Raw genomic sequence first — 15,995 nt, forward strand, 5'->3', positions numbered from 1 at the left:
GAGATTGAGTAATATGGATATCATGAAAAAAGTGACGGCAAAGTTAAGCGTCCTAATCCCTTACACAGCAGTAATGCTTCTCGCCGGTGCGCAAGATGCAGCTGCAGCTGGCTGCCCGGTAACTCAAGCCGCCATTGTCAGCAATGCTGGCTCCCAATCAGCCAAAGGTACCTTAAGTCAGGCGTTTATTGTCCCACCTGCTTACGAGCAGGTCTCTGGCCGTCTTCGGTTTCTTTCTAACGAGTGGCCGCAATACTACGGTACAGAGTACAACGACACTTATCTTGCACGTTTGACTGCGCCCGGTAAGGTGGAAATTATTGCGAGCGGAAACGTCAACAGCTCTACCTGGTCATCAGGTCTGCTTGGGTATAACGGGGCTACGCCTGAGATCACTTACAACACTGATCTTTCGGGGCTGGTAGGCAAGACGGTTCAGCTAGCGTATGAAGTACAGGATGTTGGGGATACAATCGTAGACTCTGCCCTGGCCGTCGACGCCGTACAGATCCTCCGTACAGAGCAATTTGTGCCCGTCGAAGGACAAGGTGGCGCATTGACCGGCGACGCTACAATCAGTGGATCATTTGGTCAGGCGGTAAAACTGACTTTTACTAACCAGAACATTCTTGGCACAACAATAGCTGTTAAGGATACTTCGCCTTTTGGACAAACGAAGGAGTCGATCATTCTGCCTCAGCAGAGCGTCACCTTCACGTTTTCAAGCTTTGGGGAAGAGCCTATGGGATGGAATTTTGATGTATCGACAAACTCCGATGCTTTCGTAGTTTCTTACGGCGTCGAATCAACCTGGACTGACGGGATGCCGCCCAATCCATGCTACTAAGACTGTTTGTTTTTACTCTAGTGATTATGGGGGCGGCTTGTAGCAATCATTCACAGCAGGCGCATGCTCAAGAGAGCAATGCCGTCACAGTCAATTTGGCTGCTGACGCGATTGAGGCAGCCATTCTTTCGGAAGGAGCCATTTGGCTGAAACTCACGCCGAGTGGAAGCCACCAACTGGCAACTACGACGAAGGATAACCTAGGCAACCGAGTAATGGTCCACGTTCTTGGCTATAAAGCTTTATCACTAATGGTTGTGCACGAAATCGCCTCGGATAGGCTGGTAATTAAGTCCCCATCACCAGAGCTAAAGGCCGCAATCGAACCCTATCTAGCAAAAACGAGATAAAGACTCGAAGGGGGCAATTACTGCCCCCTGAACTCCATACATGAAGTCGTTGGCGCAGCAAGCAATTGGCCAGAGGGGGGCTTTGTGATTAAATGAAGGCGAAAAACAGGGTGTTATGGGGATTTTTTGTAATACAGAGGTCTGGAAAGAAAAAATTACAGTTTAGTAATTTTAGTCGTTTTCCAAGCAATTCGGGTATGTGGGGACTAATGATGGGGCAACCACGTTTCCCCTCCTAAGTTATTGATTTAGAGGGGGGAGTGGTGCCCGGAGGCGGAATCGAACCACCGACACGAGGATTTTCAATCCTCTGCTCTACCGACTGAGCTATCCGGGCGTGTTGCAATACTGTGCTGCAACGGGGCGCTATTAAACCGGTTTGGCCGCACTGAGTCAAGAGGGCTTTTGAAAATTTGTTAAAGTTTTCAGTGCTGCTCGTTGGGCCACGTTTAGGGGTTACTTCTCAGGTGGAACGTAGCCTTCGGCTTTGTCGAAGGGTTCGTTGTTAAAGAAGCGTTCCATCTGCGCCTGTAGGTATTTGCGGGTGTTCGGGTCCATCAGGCTCAGGTGTTTTTCATTAATCAGCATGGTTTGCTGGCTTTGCCATTCTTCCCATGCCGCTTTGGAGATGTTGTCGTAGATGTCCTGGCCGCGGGTGCCGGGCATGGGGGGGTTGTTCAGACCTTCCATTTCTTTCTGGTGCTTGCGGCAGAAAACGTTACGGCTCATGGGGGCTCCTGTGGGTATTTTGGAATGTGTAGAGGAAACTCAGATTTCACGCATCATAGCAGCAATAAGGCGGCCGGGTTGCTACAGCAGCGTGGTCTGCTCCGGGTCTGTCAGCAGTGTGCGTATGGGCGCTGGCAAGCCTAGGTTCAATGCTTGATCACGGTGCAGCCAGCGGTGATTGTCGTCGGCAACGCGGCTCTGGGGTTCGGCGCTCATTCGCGCTGGCTGTATGTGCAGGTGGTAATGGCTAAAGGTGTGACGAAAACCGCTGATGCGTTTTGGGTCACCGCAGCTTAGGCTTAGCTGTTGTTCACAGGCCTGCTGCAGTTCGTCTTCGCCCAATGCTGGATCAAGCTCTGGCAGGCTCCATAGGCCGCCCCAGATGCCACTGGGTGGCCGTCGCTGAAGCAGTATGCGGCCGTCGCTGTCTTCCAGTATCAGCATCCAGGTGGTTTTTTCGGGCTTGGCTTTTTTCGGTTTCGAGCCGGGGTAGAGTGCGGTTTCACTGTTGGCGTAGGCCAGGCAGTTTTGCTGCACCGGGCAGCGTTCGCAGCCTGGGCGGCTGCGGGTACATACCAGGGCGCCCAGGTCCATAATGGCTTGGGTATAATCGCGAATACGTTCGTTGGGCGTGTGCTGTTCGGCGAATTGCCAAAGTTTCTGTAATACAGCAGTCTGCCCTGGCCAGCCTGTTACAGCGTGATAGCGCGCCAGCACCCGCTTGACGTTGCCGTCCAGTATGGCGGCTTTTATATCGTAGGATTGCGCCAGAATGGCGGCGGCGGTTGAACGGCCGATGCCGCTCAGGGCTTCCAGTTGTTGCTGGTCGCGGGGGAATTCGCCGTTGTGTTCCTGCACCACGACCTGCGCGGCTTTTTGCAGGTTGCGGGCGCGGGCGTAATAACCCAGGCCGGACCAGTGGCTGAGCACGTCGTCTGTAGGTGCTAACGCCAGTGAGTGAACGTCTGGAAAGCGCTGCATAAACGCCTGGTAGTACGGTATAACCGTGGCTACCTGGGTTTGTTGCAGCATAATTTCCGACACCCACACCCGGTATGCGGTGCGGTTGTGGTGCCACGGCAGGTTGTGCCTGCCGTGTTCATCAAACCAGTTCAACAGGGCTGAGGCAAAGCTGTCAGTCATCAGTTAAAGAAGCCTTTTAGCGCGTCTTTTACTTTGTCGCCGGCGCCTTCACCCAGTTTTTCCTGAAGCTTCTCTTTTACTTTGTCTTCGGCTTTGGTTTTTGCGCGGTCTATTTCTTTCTCTGCTTTGGCGCGGGCTGCGTTTTTGGCGATGTCTTGCAGGCTGTCGCGGAAGCGCGAACCGTCGAAGGAGCAGAGCCCTGCTGGGTCATCGCTCAGGTTGCCGCGGCACTCCAGGGGTATAACCACGTTCCTCACAATGTCGGTTACCCGGCAGGCTGGGTCACGGTGGATTTCACCCACAATACGCAGGCCGAGTTCGTAGTCCACAAGGGTTTGCTGCATATCGACGCTGCCCTGGCCTTCCAGCTGCATACCGGCAAGCGATGCCAGCAGTTCGGTGTTGTTCAGCGTGTTGCCGTTAATGTCCAGGGTACCGCGCATGTCATTAAACGGTGTGGTAGTGCCCCAGTCGGTCGTACCCAGGGTTTCCTGATTGACCAGCGCAATGCCCTGACATGCCAGGCGGGTCAGGTTCATGCGGCGGAACTCGCCTTCTGCCAGGTTAAAGGTGATTTTGCCATCGGCGTTACCGCGCAATGCGGCCATGGTGTTGCCGGTGGATTTGGCGTTTATTTTGAGGTTTGCTCCGCCAGAGAGCATGTCCACTTCCGCCAGGTCGTTCAGTAGCGGCAGTGTTTGTACGTCTGCCACGTCGGTGTTTACGCTCCATTTCGGAGTATCGGAGCGGGCATCGATGCTGGCATTGGCGTTAAAGCTGCCGTAGTAGAGTTTGCCGCTGAAGTCGTCGATTTCCAGCAGGCCGTTTTTGGCCAGGGTGCTGGCTTTTATCTCATTAATTTGAAGATTGCTGACGGTTAGCTTGTTCAGCCCCAAATCTATGTCTAATAACAGCGCACGCAGGGTGTCCAGAGGCAGCAATTGCGAGTCCGGGTCTGCTTGGGCTGCCGCAGTACCTGAGTCAGAACTAGGGCCAGAACCAGAATTAGAGCCGGTGCTGTTTTGGGCCGTTGGGGTATCTGATGGCGGTGGCAGGTAGCGATCGGCGTTTAGCTCGTCACCGGTCAGGCGGAAAACAAGCGCGGAGCTGGCCAGGTTATAACTGCCTGAACCGTTGAAAGTCGTGTCGTCCAGTTTCAGGGTTAAGTCGGTTAGCTCCGGCTTGCCCGCTGCTCCGCTGATGTTAGTACTGAAGGCCAGGGCGGTGAGCACGTCGCCGTCACTGGTTTCAATAGCGGGTTGGCCCAGGTTCTCCAACAGTTTTTTCAGAGAAAATTCGTTGATGGCGATGTTACCCGCCAATTTTGGCTTGTCGCCAAAGCCTTCTACATCCAGATTGGTGTTGGCGCTCAGGTTGGCAAAGCTGAGGCTGATGTCTTTCAGGTTCGCGGTTTCGTTAGCCAAGTTGGCGGCCAGTGATCCACTGATTTTAGCGGTGATGGTTTTACCGGCGAATGCATCGCCTTTTATGTCGAAGCTTGCGTCCAGGCTCGATGCGCTAAATGCATCTAATGCCTGGTTAGCCGATAGGCGGGCTGCAATACTGCCTTCTACCTTCATTTGCGGCTCGGTGGTTTCTACCCGAAAGCTGATGGACAGCGGAAACTCGGAACCCAGGGTGATGTCGCTGGCGCCCAGAGTGAAGTCTTCCAAGGTGATTTCCTGGCCGGTGGTGGCGTCGGTGTAGTGCACCCGGGCGTTGGCGATTTCGACGTTGCTGACGTTGAAATTCAGTGGTTTTGACGAGCCTTCACTCGCTGTTGCTGTAGCAGTTGCGTCCGGAGCCGGTTCGCTGGAGGCAGCTTGCTGCGCGTCTTTCTCCGGCATTATGCGGGTCCAGTTAGCCTGGCCTTCTTTGTTAACGCTCAGATGCGCGTCCAGGCCGCCCAGTACAAAGTTGTTCACTTGGGGCGACATGGCGACCAATGACCAGAAATCGATCTCTGCGACCAGGCGATCGAGCGCGATGAAGCGTTCGCCGTCGAGTTTGGCTTCAACGTTATTCAGCTCTAAGCCGATGGGAATGAACGACCAGCTGATGTCGCCGTCTAGAATCAGGTCGAGATTGGTTTGCTTTTCTACGGCCTGCTCAATTTGCGGTTTGTAGGTGTTGGGGTCAATCACCAGCATGGCGACGGCTATTGCCGCTACAGCCAGTAAAATCAGTGCCACAATAGTAATGAGCAGGTAACGTAGTGCTTTCATTGGGCGAGTCCTGTTCGTTCAGATCAGTGTGCGATAGTTCAGAGGATAACGCAGGGTTAGCAAATTAACAGCGTGAGTGTATGACAATGCCGTAGTGTTAGGCCAAAGTACCGCCGTATTTCTGTGACGATCGTAATCTCTAATAATGAGAACAAGAGCCTCTAATAATGACAAAAAGGAGTTGGCAATGGCCATCAACGTATCAATAGAACTCAGCCGCGAGCTGGAAATTGCCGGCAGTTACGATGAAGTGTTTGACCTGCTGGCGGATGTGCCCCGGTCAGTCAGTCACTTTCCAAAAGTGCATAAGTTGACGGACCTGGGCGATAACACCTACCTCTGGGAAATGGAGAAGGTAGGTGTCGACAAGTACTCCATCCAAACGGCGTACGCTTGCCATTATGTGTCTGACCGCGATGCCGGCACCATTCGCTGGGAGCCTGTTGCGGGCCAGGGCAATGGCGTGGTGAACGGGTCTTGGGTTATTACCGCCAAGGGCGATACTATGTCCACTCTGAAGTTTAAAACCAATGCAAAATTGACGCTACCGCTGCCGAGCCTGCTGAAACTGGCCATCAGCCCGGTCATCAAGCACGAGTTCAACTCGCTGGTAGACCAGTACATGCGCAATCTGAAGAAGGTGTTTGCATAGCGCAGGGCAATGGTTGCGATGAATCCACCGGCAGGACTCCGGTACGAATAAGCGGTATACTTGGCTCAATTATTCATTGGCATCTTGGATGCTGGAAGTTTTTAAAACCGATTTTAAACAGTAAGTTACGGAGTTCACATGATCGAACGCAAGGCTCGGGTCGAACGCAATACCCTTGAAACCCAGATCAGTGTTGAAGTAAATCTTGATGGCACCGGTAAAACCAACTTCCAGACCGGTGTGCCATTCTTGGACCACATGATGGACCAGATTGCCCGCCACGGCATGGTAGATCTGGATGTGGTGTGTGATGGCGACCTGCATATCGACGACCACCACACCGTAGAAGATGTGGGTATTACCATGGGCCAGGCGTTCGCTAAAGCAGTGGGCGACAAAAAAGGCATTCGCCGCTACGGCCACGCCTACGTGCCGCTGGACGAAGCTTTGTCGCGGGTAGTGCTGGACCTGTCCGGTCGCCCCGGCCTGCACATGGATGTCCCCTTTACCCGGGCAACCGTGGGTGGCTTTGATGTAGACCTGTTCGCCGAGTTTTTTCAGGGCTTTGTGAACCATGCGCTGATTACCCTGCATATCGACAACCTGAAGGGCAAAAATACCCATCACCAAATTGAAACGGTGTTCAAAGCATTTGGCCGCGCGCTGCGCATGGCCATTGAGCTGGATGACCGCATGGCCGGTATTATGCCCTCCACCAAAGGCACGCTCTGATCCGAGGCGCCCGAAACTGTTTCCAGCTGCTGGACTAATGAATTTATGAAAACCGTTGCCATCATTGATTACGGCATGGGCAACCTGCATTCCGTGAGCAAAGCCGTGGAACACGTAGCCCCGGATGCCCGGGTGCTGGTGACCGATAACGCCGACCTTATTCGCAGCGCAGACCGGGTAATATTCCCCGGTGTGGGCGCGATTCGAGATTGCATGGCGGAAATCCGTCGGCTGGGCGTGGATGAACTGGTGAAAGAAGTCTCCCGCGATCGCCCTTTGCTGGGTGTGTGCGTAGGCATGCAGGCGCTGATGTCCCACAGCGAGGAGAATGGTGGCGTTGACTGCATTGACGTATTCCCCGCCCATGTACGTTTCTTCGGCCACAAACTGACTGAAAACGGCGAGCGTTTAGGCGAACCTGGGAGCAAACGATTAAAAGTGCCGCACATGGGCTGGAACCAGGTCCAGCAGGTGCAAGATCACCCTATGTGGCACAAAATCGCTGACGATGAGCGCTTTTACTTTGTGCACAGTTATTACACCGAAGCCGAAGGTAACGCCGACATAGCCGGCCGCACCCGTTACGGTGTTGACCTTGCTGCTGCTGTGGCTAAAGGCAATATTTTTGCGGTGCAGTTCCATCCGGAAAAGAGTGCCGATGCAGGTCTGCAACTGTTAAAGAATTTCGTTAACTGGGCCGGAAACTGAGCAGGCTCCGATCTCCACGTAGTCGTCGAGAAATATCTAAAAATATTCAGGAAAACCAAGCACTATGCTGATTATCCCCGCTATCGATCTGAAAGACGGCAAATGTGTACGCCTGCGCCAGGGCCGGATGGACGATTCCACCGTGTTCGGCGGCGATCCGGTTGATATGGCAACCCGCTGGGTAGAGGCCGGTGCGCGGCGCCTTCATTTAGTGGATTTGAACGGTGCGTTTGCCGGTGAGCCGGTTAACGGTGAAATTGTGAAGGCCATCGCGCGCAAGTATCCGGATTTACCGATTCAGATTGGCGGTGGTATCCGCTCCGCAGAGATTATTGAAACCTACCTGCAGGCCGGTGTGCAGTGGGTGATTATTGGCACCAAAGCGGTGAAAGATCCCGAATTTGTGACCGAAATGTGCAAACGCTTCCCCGGCCACATTATTGTGGGCCTGGACGCCAAAGACGGCCGCGTGGCCACCGACGGCTGGGCCGAAGTATCTGAAATAATGGCCACCGATTTAGCAAAACGCTTTGCCAATGACGGCGTAGATTCCATTGTGTACACCGACATTGCCCGCGACGGTATGATGCAGGGCGTAAACGTAGAGGCCACAGCGGCGCTGGCGAAAGCCTGCGGTATACCGGTGATTGCTTCTGGCGGCGTGACCAATATGGATGACTTGAAACGCCTCGGTGCTGTGGCCGATCAGGGTATTCTGGGCGCCATTACCGGCCGTGCGATTTACGAAGGTACTCTGGATGTGGCCGAAGCTCAGGCTTACTGCGACAGCCTGAACGGCTGATTTTTTGATCTTCTGACACTGTGACTTTCTGACTGAACGGAGCATTTCCATGGCACTGGCCAAGCGCATTATTCCCTGTCTGGATGTAGACAAGGGCAGGGTAGTGAAAGGCGTGAACTTTGTGGATATCCGCGACGCTGGCGACCCGGTAGAAGTGGCCCGCCGTTACAATGAGCAGGGCGCTGATGAAATTACCTTTCTGGATATTACCGCCAGCCACGAAAGCCGTGACACCACCTATGAAACTGTTGAGCGAATGGCGTCAGAAGTGTTTATTCCCTTAACCGTCGGCGGCGGTGTGCGCACGGTGGAAGACATTCGCAAACTGCTGAACGCCGGTGCCGATAAGGTGGCCATCAATACCGCGGCGGTGTTTGATCCTGAATTTGTAAGAACCGCGGCCGAGCGTTTTGGCAGCCAGTGCATTGTGGTGGCGATTGATGCCAAACGGGTTAGCGCCGAAGGCGAAGAACCCAGGTGGGAGATTTTTACCCACGGTGGCCGCAAGCCAACAGGTTTGGATGCGGTGGAATGGGCGCAGAAGATGGTGGCGCTGGGTGCAGGCGAACTGTTGCTGACCAGTATGGACCGCGACGGTACAAAAATTGGTTTCGATCTGGGCCTTACCCGTGCCGTCAGCGATGCGGTAACGGTACCGGTGATTGCGTCTGGCGGGGTAGGCGAGTTGCAGCACCTGGCCGATGGCGTAACCATCGGTGGCGCGGATGCGGTGCTGGCGGCGTCGATATTTCACTTCAGCGAGCACACAATCCCAGAAGCCAAAGCCTTTATGAAAGCCCAGGGAATTGAAGTGCGGGATTAGCCCGCTAGGCAATTACAACCGGGCAGCGCTACTGTCCGATTCCGGTTTTCTCGCGTAAGCAGGCACTATGGTCTGCTTTTTTTGTGCGCCCGGCACGGGCGCACTCCTGGAGGTGCAAGTCCTCCCGTAAGCTGGCCACAGCGAACGAAGTGAAGCGCAACTGCGGAAGGGTGACCGACCGTGGGGAGGAAGCGTGGAGCGTAAACCGCGAGCCGATGAACAAGAATCGGATATGAGGCGCTGCTAAGCAGGGCGAGCGGGCAAGAAGCCGCGAAGCTCTTGTGGTCAAGGCAAGGTGGTGTAAATCCGGCGGTTGTGCGGTGAAGGAGTGTGTTCTTACCCGGGGAGATCTCGCCTCATGCCTGAAAGGGCGACGTGGAAACACGGAGCGAGAAGTCAGCAGAGGCCATAGTAGCTCCACCACGGAGCGAAGGGCCGAACGAGAAGGAGCGTCAAACGACTTGACGATGAGGTCTGTCAGGCATCAGATGCCCGCATCCGCGGGGCGGGTCACGCACCGGGAAGGTGAAGCCTTGCCGTGCGTGTCCAGCGATGAAACAGAACTCCCGCGTCGAGATCCGAAGGGCGCAGGGCGAAGCCTGCTAGAGCAGGCGTTCGCGAGAGAGAATATGCAACGGGCATGGAAGCGTGTAAAGGCGAATAAAGGCGCCGCAGGTGTCGACGGTCTGGATATCAGCCAAACCGCCGAACACCTGAGATGGGCTTGGCCTGACCTTCGGCAGCAACTGCTGGGAGGCACTTACCGGTCACAGCCTGTCCGTCGGGTAAGCATACCGAAACCGGACGGAAGTGAGCGGGAACTGGGTATTCCCACCGTGACCGACCGTTTGATTCAACAAGCACTGCTGCATGTGCTGCAACCTCTGATTGATCCTAGCTTCAGCGAACACAGTCACGGCTTTCGCCCGGGCCGCCGTGCCCACGATGCCGTTCTGTCCGCCCAGCGATACGTCCAGCAAGGCCGCCACATTGTGGTTGATGTGGATTTGTCCAAGTTCTTTGACCGCGTCAATCACGACATTCTGATCGACCGCCTGAGGAAACGCGTGAACGACCCCGGTCTGATCCGGCTGGTTCGCGCCTACCTGAACGCGGGGATTATGGATGGCGGGGTGATCACCCGGCGAGTGGACGGGACGCCGCAAGGCGGCCCCCTATCGCCGCTGCTGGCCAACGTGCTGCTGGATGAAGTGGATCGGGAGCTGGAACGCCGAGGGCACTGTTTTGCCCGATACGCCGATGACTGCAACGTTTACGTGCGCAGCCAGAAGGCGGGAGAGCGGGTGATGCGGCTGCTGAGGCGCTGCTACGACAAACTGCATTTGAAGATTAACGAATCCAAGAGTGCAGTGACGAGCGTGTTTGGGCGCAAGTTCCTTGGCTATGCTTTATGGCAGGGTCCGAACGGCGAAGTCCGCCGTGCGGTCTCAGCGAAGGCATTGCAAGCGTTCAAGCTGCGGATCCGGCAACTGACTCGACGTTCGGGAGGGCGCAGCATGGAACAAGTGGTGGAGAAGCTTCGACGCTATCTGCTGGGCTGGAAAGGTTACTTCAAGCTGTCGCAAACTCCACGCATCTGGCGCTCGCTGGATGGATGGATACGTCGGCGCTTGAGGGCTATGCAGCTTAAGCAGTGGCGACGAGGTAAGACGATCTATCGGGAGCTGATGCGCCTGGGCGCAAATCCCTGGGTGGCACAATCGGTAGCGGCTCTGAGCCGGCGCTGGTGGCACAATAGCTTGTCTGCTATCCACAACGTGTTGACGGTTGCCTACTTCGATCGGCTGGGTGTGCCAAGACTCTCATGACCTCAACTTCTCGAACCGCCCGGTGCGGACCCGCATGCCGGGTGGTGTGGGAGGGGCGGAGCCTCATGGCTCCCCCCTATCCCGATCGTTTGCAAACATGGCTTTATTACCGTTTCGAATGGCCCAGACGCCGCTGACGGTTGCTATTGCGATGCCCTGCTCATCCAGTAGGGGTAGGTGCTTTTCCAGATAATCTACGGTGATCTTGTGGGGGTGGCCGATGGCGATGGCCGTGCCCTGTTGCCGCGCACGTTGAATCAACAATTTGAATTGCCGGTCAACAAATTCTTCGGTTTGTTCGTGGTCCAGAAACACATCGCGGGTAAAGCTGGGGATGTGGTGGGCACGGGCGACATCACCGGCTATCGAGCTTGCGATCGTGCGGCTATCAACGAAGTACAGCGGGTACTGGCCCAGTTCTGTCATTACCCAATCCATGGGTTGCAGGCGCTGCGTCAGCAAGCTGCCCATGTGGTTATTGACACCCTGAACGTGAGGCACCGACTGCAAGGCCCGCCGCAATGTGCGGGTAAGGTGGGTTTGGTCCATATCTTCAGTCAGGCCGCCTGGTCCCAGGCCGAAATGCTGGGTATTGGCCATGGGCGCGTGCAGCATGATTTCTTTATTCAGGCTGTGTGACAGTTTGGCTAGCTCTACGGTATAGCGGCGGTAGGGCAGAAACGACAGGGTGATGGGCTGTTCCAGGCGCGCCAGGCGCTCCCCTTCAAGCCGGTTGTGGCCCATGTCGTCAATGATGATGGCGATGGTGGGTGGCGGCCCTGCCTGCGCTATGTTGCTGACCATGCCCAGAAGCATGGTCAGCAACATGCGAATCGACGTATTCGATAGCCGCGGTTTCACAAAGTGTCCCTTGGAAAGTGCCTCATGGACAGCAACTTATTCCTGAGCGCTGGACGTGCCGGTGCGGCTGATGATGTTCAGCCCCTTCAGCAGATTGAGCGCTGATCGCAGCTGGTAGTCACGATCCAGAACTGCGTCAGTGGATTCTTTGTTGCTGTCGCTTACATCTTTAGCTTCGTTTTTACGGTTTTCGGCCTCGTTCTTGCCTTTCAGGTGGCCGCTTAAATCAGCTTCAGTAAACATAGGCCGGCTGTCCAGTTCTTTCAGCTCTGCCGGTTTGACTTCGATATCCGGTTTTATGCCGGTGGCCTGAATGGAACGACCGTTCGGGGTGTAGTAACGAGCTGTGGTCATTTTTATGGCGTGGTTTTCATCCAGTGGAATCACGGTTTGTACGCTGCCTTTGCCAAATGACTGGGTGCCCATCACCACGGCGCGGCGATGGTCCTGCAAGGCGCCCGCGACGATTTCTGATGCAGACGCGGAACCGCCGTTAATCAGAACCACCATTGGCGTATCGGCCAGTATGTCACCTTCTGTGGCGCTGAAGCGCAGGCGTGAACTCTGTATGCGGCCTTCGGTATAAACCACCAGGCCTTCGTCTAGCACGGCGTCGACGGTGTCTACTGCTGCCTGCAGCACGCCGCCCGGGTTGTTGCGTACATCCAGAATGACACCTTTTAGCGCACCACCAGCGTCTTTTTTCAGGGCCTTCAGAGCGTTGCGGAACTGGCTGCCTGTTTCGGCCTGGAACTGGGTGATGCGAACATAGCCGTAACCGTCATCCAGCATGCGGGATTTCACGCTGGTGACCTTGATGATGGCGCGTTCTACCGGAATGACCAGTGGCCCTGTTTCGCCGTCGCGGATAATCGTCAGTTCTAGAATGCTGCCGGGTTCGCCGCGCATCAGCTCTACCGCGTCTTGCAGAGACATGCCTTTTACCGGTTGCTCACCCAGTTTTATGATCACGTCGGCGGCTTGCACACCTGCCTGTTGTGCCGGCGTGTCGTCTATGGGAGTAATGACCTTAATAAAGCCGTTTTCCATGCTCACTTCGATGCCCAAGCCACCGAAGGCACCGCTGGTGCTTTCTTCCAAGTCTTCATAATCTTTTGGTGCCAGATAGGCGGAATGCGGATCCAGCTCTGACAGCATGCCTTTTATGGCGCTTTCAAGCAGTTGGCTGTCAGTGACTTCCTCCACGTAAGCGTCTTTGATGCGACTGAATACGGCGGTAAATTTACGCAGGTCGTCCAGCGGTAGCTGCTCGCGTTCGGCCGGCATATCAATGCCCACGTGGGGATCGGCTATGGTGCTGGCCGGCGTTTGCTGCGCAAAAGCCCAACCGGAAGCGGCAAAACAGGACGCCATAACGAGGGCGTGCATCGGTAAAGCATGAAGAGTGCGTTGGGCAAGTTTCATTCACTTATCCTGTATTTATTCCGCTAGTTGGCGGGTTGCCGCTAATTCGCCACAGTATGGCGGGAGCGCTGGCGTTTGTCAGCTCTTGCCGGGTTTCGCGGGTTGCCCGGCCAGCCAGCGTGACGGATTATCGGGCTTGCCGTTGTGGCGTATTTCAAAATACAGCGCTGTTTTGTCGGTGCCGCCGGTCTGGCCGGCCTGAGCAATGGCCTCGCCGGCATCTACCCAGTCCCCAGTTGTGGTGTAAAGGCTGCTGGCATGGCCGTATAAGGTCATATAACCATCGCCGTGGTCAATAATGGTTAGTAGTCCAAAGCCACGCAGCCAATTGGCAAATACAACGCGACCGTAATGAATAGCCCGCACTTCTGCACTTGTGTCGGTGTGCATTAGCAAGCCGTTACGGCGTAGTTTGCCTTCGGCATAGGTTTCGCCAAAGCTGCTAACCACGGTTCCAGCAGCGGGCCAGGGCATTTTTTTACGCAGCTTCGCAAATGGTTGGTTGGCATTTGGCGCAGGTATGCTGGCAATGGCCTGTTGCACTTCTTCTAACAATGCCTCCAGGCGCTTTTGATCGGCGGCCAATTCGTCGCGCTCACTGCGACGCTGGCCGATGTCTGTGTTCAGGCTTGTCAGAGTCTGTTCGCGCTGCTTGCGGCTTTGCTCCAGTTTTTGCTGGCGTTGCTCTACATCGGCCTCGGTGGCGGCCAGTCTGGCGCGGGTATTCTGCATTTGCGTGCGGGTTTGGTTCAGCTCTGCCAGGCTGGCCTGAAAAGCCTGTACTTGGCCGACTGTGTAATTGCCCAGGTATTCGTAATAGGTGAGGGTGCGGGCAATATTGTTGGGGTCGGTTTCGTTGAGCAGTACTTTCAGGGCGCTGGCGTCGCCTTCCATCCAGGCCTGGCGCAGCAGCAGCTTCAATTGTTCGCGCTGGCCGTTGAGGATGAGGGTTAACTGCCGTTGCCGGGTTTCCAGTTCTGCCAGCTGTGCCTGCTGGCTGGCGGCCTGCTGCTTTAGGTCTCGAGCTTCCCGGGTCAGGTCACTGATGCTGCGTTCTAGGCCGGTCAGCTGTTGTTGCAGTTGTGAGCGGTCTTTTTCCGCTTTGGTCAGCCACTGATTAATGGCGCCAATCTGCTTTTTCAGCTTTTCAACCTGGGCCGGAGTTACCTGTTGAGAAGATGCTTGTTGCGCGGCTACCGGGGCTGCGCCGGCAAACGCCAGCACCAGCAGCAAGGGTAGCAGCACAGGTAAAACCAGTAGCGCGCGCAACATGACAACCTGCCCGTTTACAATCAACCGATCTCAGCCAGGCTGTGGCCTGTCATTTCGGTGGGTTGAGCCACGCCCATCAGTGCTAGCAGCGTAGGTGCTACATCGCTCAGGGCGCCACCGTCGTTCAACATTATCTGTTTTGGGCCGGTGTATACCAGGGGCACAGGGCCGGTGGTGTGGGCGGTGTGTACCTGGCCGGAGATCGGGTCTTGCATCTGCTCGCAGTTGCCATGATCAGCGGTAATCAGGCTTTCGCCACCCACCTCAGCAAGCGCTTCTACAACGCGCTTTACGCAGGCGTCCAGGCATTCGGCCGCTTTGATGGCAGCGTCCAGCTTGCCCGTGTGGCCAACCATGTCGCCGTTAGCGTAGTTGCAGATCACCAGATCGTATTTGCCGCTTTTAATGGCTTCAACCAGTTTGTCTGTCACTTCCGGGGCGCTCATCTCCGGCTTCAGGTCATAGGTGGCAACGTCTGGAGATGGCACCAGAATGCGGTCTTCTCCGGTAAATGGCTCTTCACGGCCGCCGTTGAAAAAGAAAGTAACGTGGGCGTATTTCTCAGTTTCTGAAATCCTCAGCTGGGTTTTGCCAGCGTTGGCCAGATATTCGCCCAAGCTATTCACCAGCTGCGTCGGCGGATAGGCGCAGCTGGCTTTTATGTCGGCGGCGTATTCGGTAAGCATTACAAAGTCAGCCAGCTGGGGCACTTTTTTGCGTTTGAAACCGTCAAAGTCAGCGTCTACAAAAGTGCGCGTCAGCTCGCGGGCACGGTCTGCGCGAAAGTTCATAAACAACACTGCGTCGCCGTCGTTAATGGTGGCGGGGCTATCACCTTCGGCCTGAATGCGGGTTGGCTTTACAAATTCGTCATTTTCATCGCGTTCGTAAGCCTGCTCCAGAGCGGTTACCGCGTCTTCGCAAGCGTACTCAGCTTCACCCAAAGCCATTGCATTGTAGGCTGCTTCTACGCGGTTCCAGCGGTTGTCGCGGTCCATGGCGAAGTAGCGCCCGGTAACGCTTGCAATACGGGCAACGCCAAGTGCGGAAAGACTGGCTGCGGCCTTTTCCAGAGACGTTTTGGCACTGCGCGGGGGCATGTCGCGGCCATCCAGAATGGCGTGCAGGTAAACGGCCTTAGCGCCGCGAGCTGCAGCCAATTCTGCGGCGGCAAGAATGTGGCTTTCATGGCTGTGAACGCCGCCTGGCGACAGTAGGCCAATCAGGTGAACGGCTTTACCCTGGCTCACAGCGGCGTCAATGGCTTTGCACAGGGCCGGGTTTTTCTGGAAACCACCGTCTTTCAGATCTTTGTCGATGCGGGTCAGGTTCTGGTATACCACGCGACCGGCGCCAAGATTCATGTGACCTACTTCGGAATTGCCCATTTGTCCGCTGGGCAAGCCGACAAACATTCCGGAAGTGTTAATCAGCGTTTTCGGGTTGTTTTGCCACAAACTATCCCAGAACGGTGTATTGGCGTTGCTGATGGCGTTGTCTTCGGCCGGGTCGCGGTGGCCCCAGCCGTCAAGAATGATGAGTGCTGTTGGCGTGCGAGTCGCTGTCATGACGTGCTCCGGTTATTGGTAGATGTTGC

At 55.5% G+C, this 15,995-nt stretch carries 15 protein-coding genes and 1 tRNA gene; 8 read left to right on the forward strand and 8 right to left on the reverse strand.

Annotated features, from left to right (window positions below; all coding sequences use genetic code 11):
• Positions 1 to 13 precede the first annotated feature (13 nt).
• Together MIH18_RS16815 and MIH18_RS16820 are read left to right on the forward strand one after the other, a co-directional pair.
• The gene (locus MIH18_RS16815) at positions 14 to 847 is read left to right on the forward strand and encodes a hypothetical protein (RefSeq protein ID WP_249012992.1); all 834 of its coding nucleotides are present in this window, start codon (positions 14 to 16) and stop codon (positions 845 to 847) included.
• Positions 838 to 1,197, forward strand: a complete 360-nt coding sequence (locus tag MIH18_RS16820) for a hypothetical protein (RefSeq protein ID WP_249012993.1) — start codon at positions 838 to 840, stop codon at positions 1,195 to 1,197. The genes MIH18_RS16815 and MIH18_RS16820 overlap by 10 nt, the downstream gene beginning before the upstream one ends.
• A 261-nt stretch (positions 1,198 to 1,458) precedes the next feature.
• Here MIH18_RS16820 and MIH18_RS16825 read toward each other — a convergent pair.
• The 4 genes from MIH18_RS16825 to MIH18_RS16840 all read right to left on the reverse strand — a co-directional run bounded on the left by MIH18_RS16825 (position 1,459) and on the right by MIH18_RS16840 (position 5,294).
• Positions 1,459 to 1,534 (reverse strand) — tRNA-Phe (locus MIH18_RS16825).
• A gap of 119 nt (positions 1,535 to 1,653) precedes the next feature.
• Positions 1,654 to 1,926 (reverse strand): oxidative damage protection protein, encoded by a 273-nt coding sequence (locus MIH18_RS16830; RefSeq protein ID WP_249012994.1) that lies wholly within the window; start codon positions 1,924 to 1,926, stop codon positions 1,654 to 1,656.
• An 81-nt stretch (positions 1,927 to 2,007) separates the two neighbouring features.
• Positions 2,008 to 3,069, reverse strand: a complete 1,062-nt coding sequence (gene mutY / locus MIH18_RS16835; RefSeq protein ID WP_249012995.1) for an A/G-specific adenine glycosylase — start codon at positions 3,067 to 3,069, stop codon at positions 2,008 to 2,010.
• Positions 3,069 to 5,294, reverse strand: a complete 2,226-nt coding sequence (locus tag MIH18_RS16840; protein WP_249012996.1) for an AsmA family protein — start codon at positions 5,292 to 5,294, stop codon at positions 3,069 to 3,071. Before MIH18_RS16840 ends, mutY begins: the two co-directional genes overlap by 1 nt.
• Positions 5,295 to 5,481: 187 nt before the next feature.
• Between MIH18_RS16840 and MIH18_RS16845 the strand changes: the two genes are divergently transcribed.
• The 6 genes from MIH18_RS16845 (at position 5,482) to ltrA (ending at position 10,840) form a co-directional block, all read left to right on the forward strand.
• Positions 5,482 to 5,946 (forward strand): SRPBCC family protein, encoded by a 465-nt coding sequence (locus tag MIH18_RS16845; protein ID WP_249012997.1) that lies wholly within the window; start codon positions 5,482 to 5,484, stop codon positions 5,944 to 5,946.
• Positions 5,947 to 6,084: 138 nt separating this feature from the next.
• Positions 6,085 to 6,678 (forward strand): imidazoleglycerol-phosphate dehydratase HisB, encoded by a 594-nt coding sequence (hisB, locus tag MIH18_RS16850; protein ID WP_249012998.1) that lies wholly within the window; start codon positions 6,085 to 6,087, stop codon positions 6,676 to 6,678.
• A gap of 45 nt (positions 6,679 to 6,723) precedes the next feature.
• Positions 6,724 to 7,386 (forward strand): imidazole glycerol phosphate synthase subunit HisH, encoded by a 663-nt coding sequence (gene hisH, locus MIH18_RS16855; RefSeq protein WP_249012999.1) that lies wholly within the window; start codon positions 6,724 to 6,726, stop codon positions 7,384 to 7,386.
• Between the two features lie 64 nt (positions 7,387 to 7,450).
• Entirely contained in the window at positions 7,451 to 8,188 is a 738-nt protein-coding gene (hisA, locus tag MIH18_RS16860) for a 1-(5-phosphoribosyl)-5-[(5-phosphoribosylamino)methylideneamino]imidazole-4-carboxamide isomerase (protein WP_249013000.1), read from the forward strand.
• A 49-nt stretch (positions 8,189 to 8,237) separates the two neighbouring features.
• Entirely contained in the window at positions 8,238 to 9,011 is a 774-nt protein-coding gene (gene hisF, locus MIH18_RS16865) for an imidazole glycerol phosphate synthase subunit HisF (protein ID WP_249013001.1), read from the forward strand.
• A gap of 488 nt (positions 9,012 to 9,499) precedes the next feature.
• Entirely contained in the window at positions 9,500 to 10,840 is a 1,341-nt protein-coding gene (gene ltrA, locus MIH18_RS16870; RefSeq protein WP_249013002.1) for a group II intron reverse transcriptase/maturase, read from the forward strand.
• 63 nt (positions 10,841 to 10,903) lie between these two features.
• On the opposite strand, the gene MIH18_RS16875 is transcribed toward ltrA, so the two are convergent.
• The 4 genes from MIH18_RS16875 to gpmI form a co-directional block, all read right to left on the reverse strand.
• On the reverse strand, positions 10,904 to 11,701 hold the full coding sequence (locus tag MIH18_RS16875; protein ID WP_249013003.1) for a divergent polysaccharide deacetylase family protein: 798 nt from the start codon (positions 11,699 to 11,701) through the stop codon (positions 10,904 to 10,906).
• A 36-nt stretch (positions 11,702 to 11,737) separates the two neighbouring features.
• A complete protein-coding gene (locus MIH18_RS16880) occupies positions 11,738 to 13,126 on the reverse strand; it encodes a S41 family peptidase (protein ID WP_249013004.1) in 1,389 nt (462 codons plus the stop codon).
• A 78-nt stretch (positions 13,127 to 13,204) separates the two neighbouring features.
• Positions 13,205 to 14,398, reverse strand: a complete 1,194-nt coding sequence (locus tag MIH18_RS16885) for a peptidoglycan DD-metalloendopeptidase family protein (protein WP_249013005.1) — start codon at positions 14,396 to 14,398, stop codon at positions 13,205 to 13,207.
• A 20-nt stretch (positions 14,399 to 14,418) separates the two neighbouring features.
• On the reverse strand, positions 14,419 to 15,966 hold the full coding sequence (gene gpmI / locus MIH18_RS16890; protein ID WP_249013006.1) for a 2,3-bisphosphoglycerate-independent phosphoglycerate mutase: 1,548 nt from the start codon (positions 15,964 to 15,966) through the stop codon (positions 14,419 to 14,421).
• Between the last annotated feature and the right edge of the window lie 29 nt (positions 15,967 to 15,995).

Source organism: Marinobacter sp. M3C (assembly GCF_023311895.1).
Classification (GTDB): domain Bacteria; phylum Pseudomonadota; class Gammaproteobacteria; order Pseudomonadales; family Oleiphilaceae; genus Marinobacter.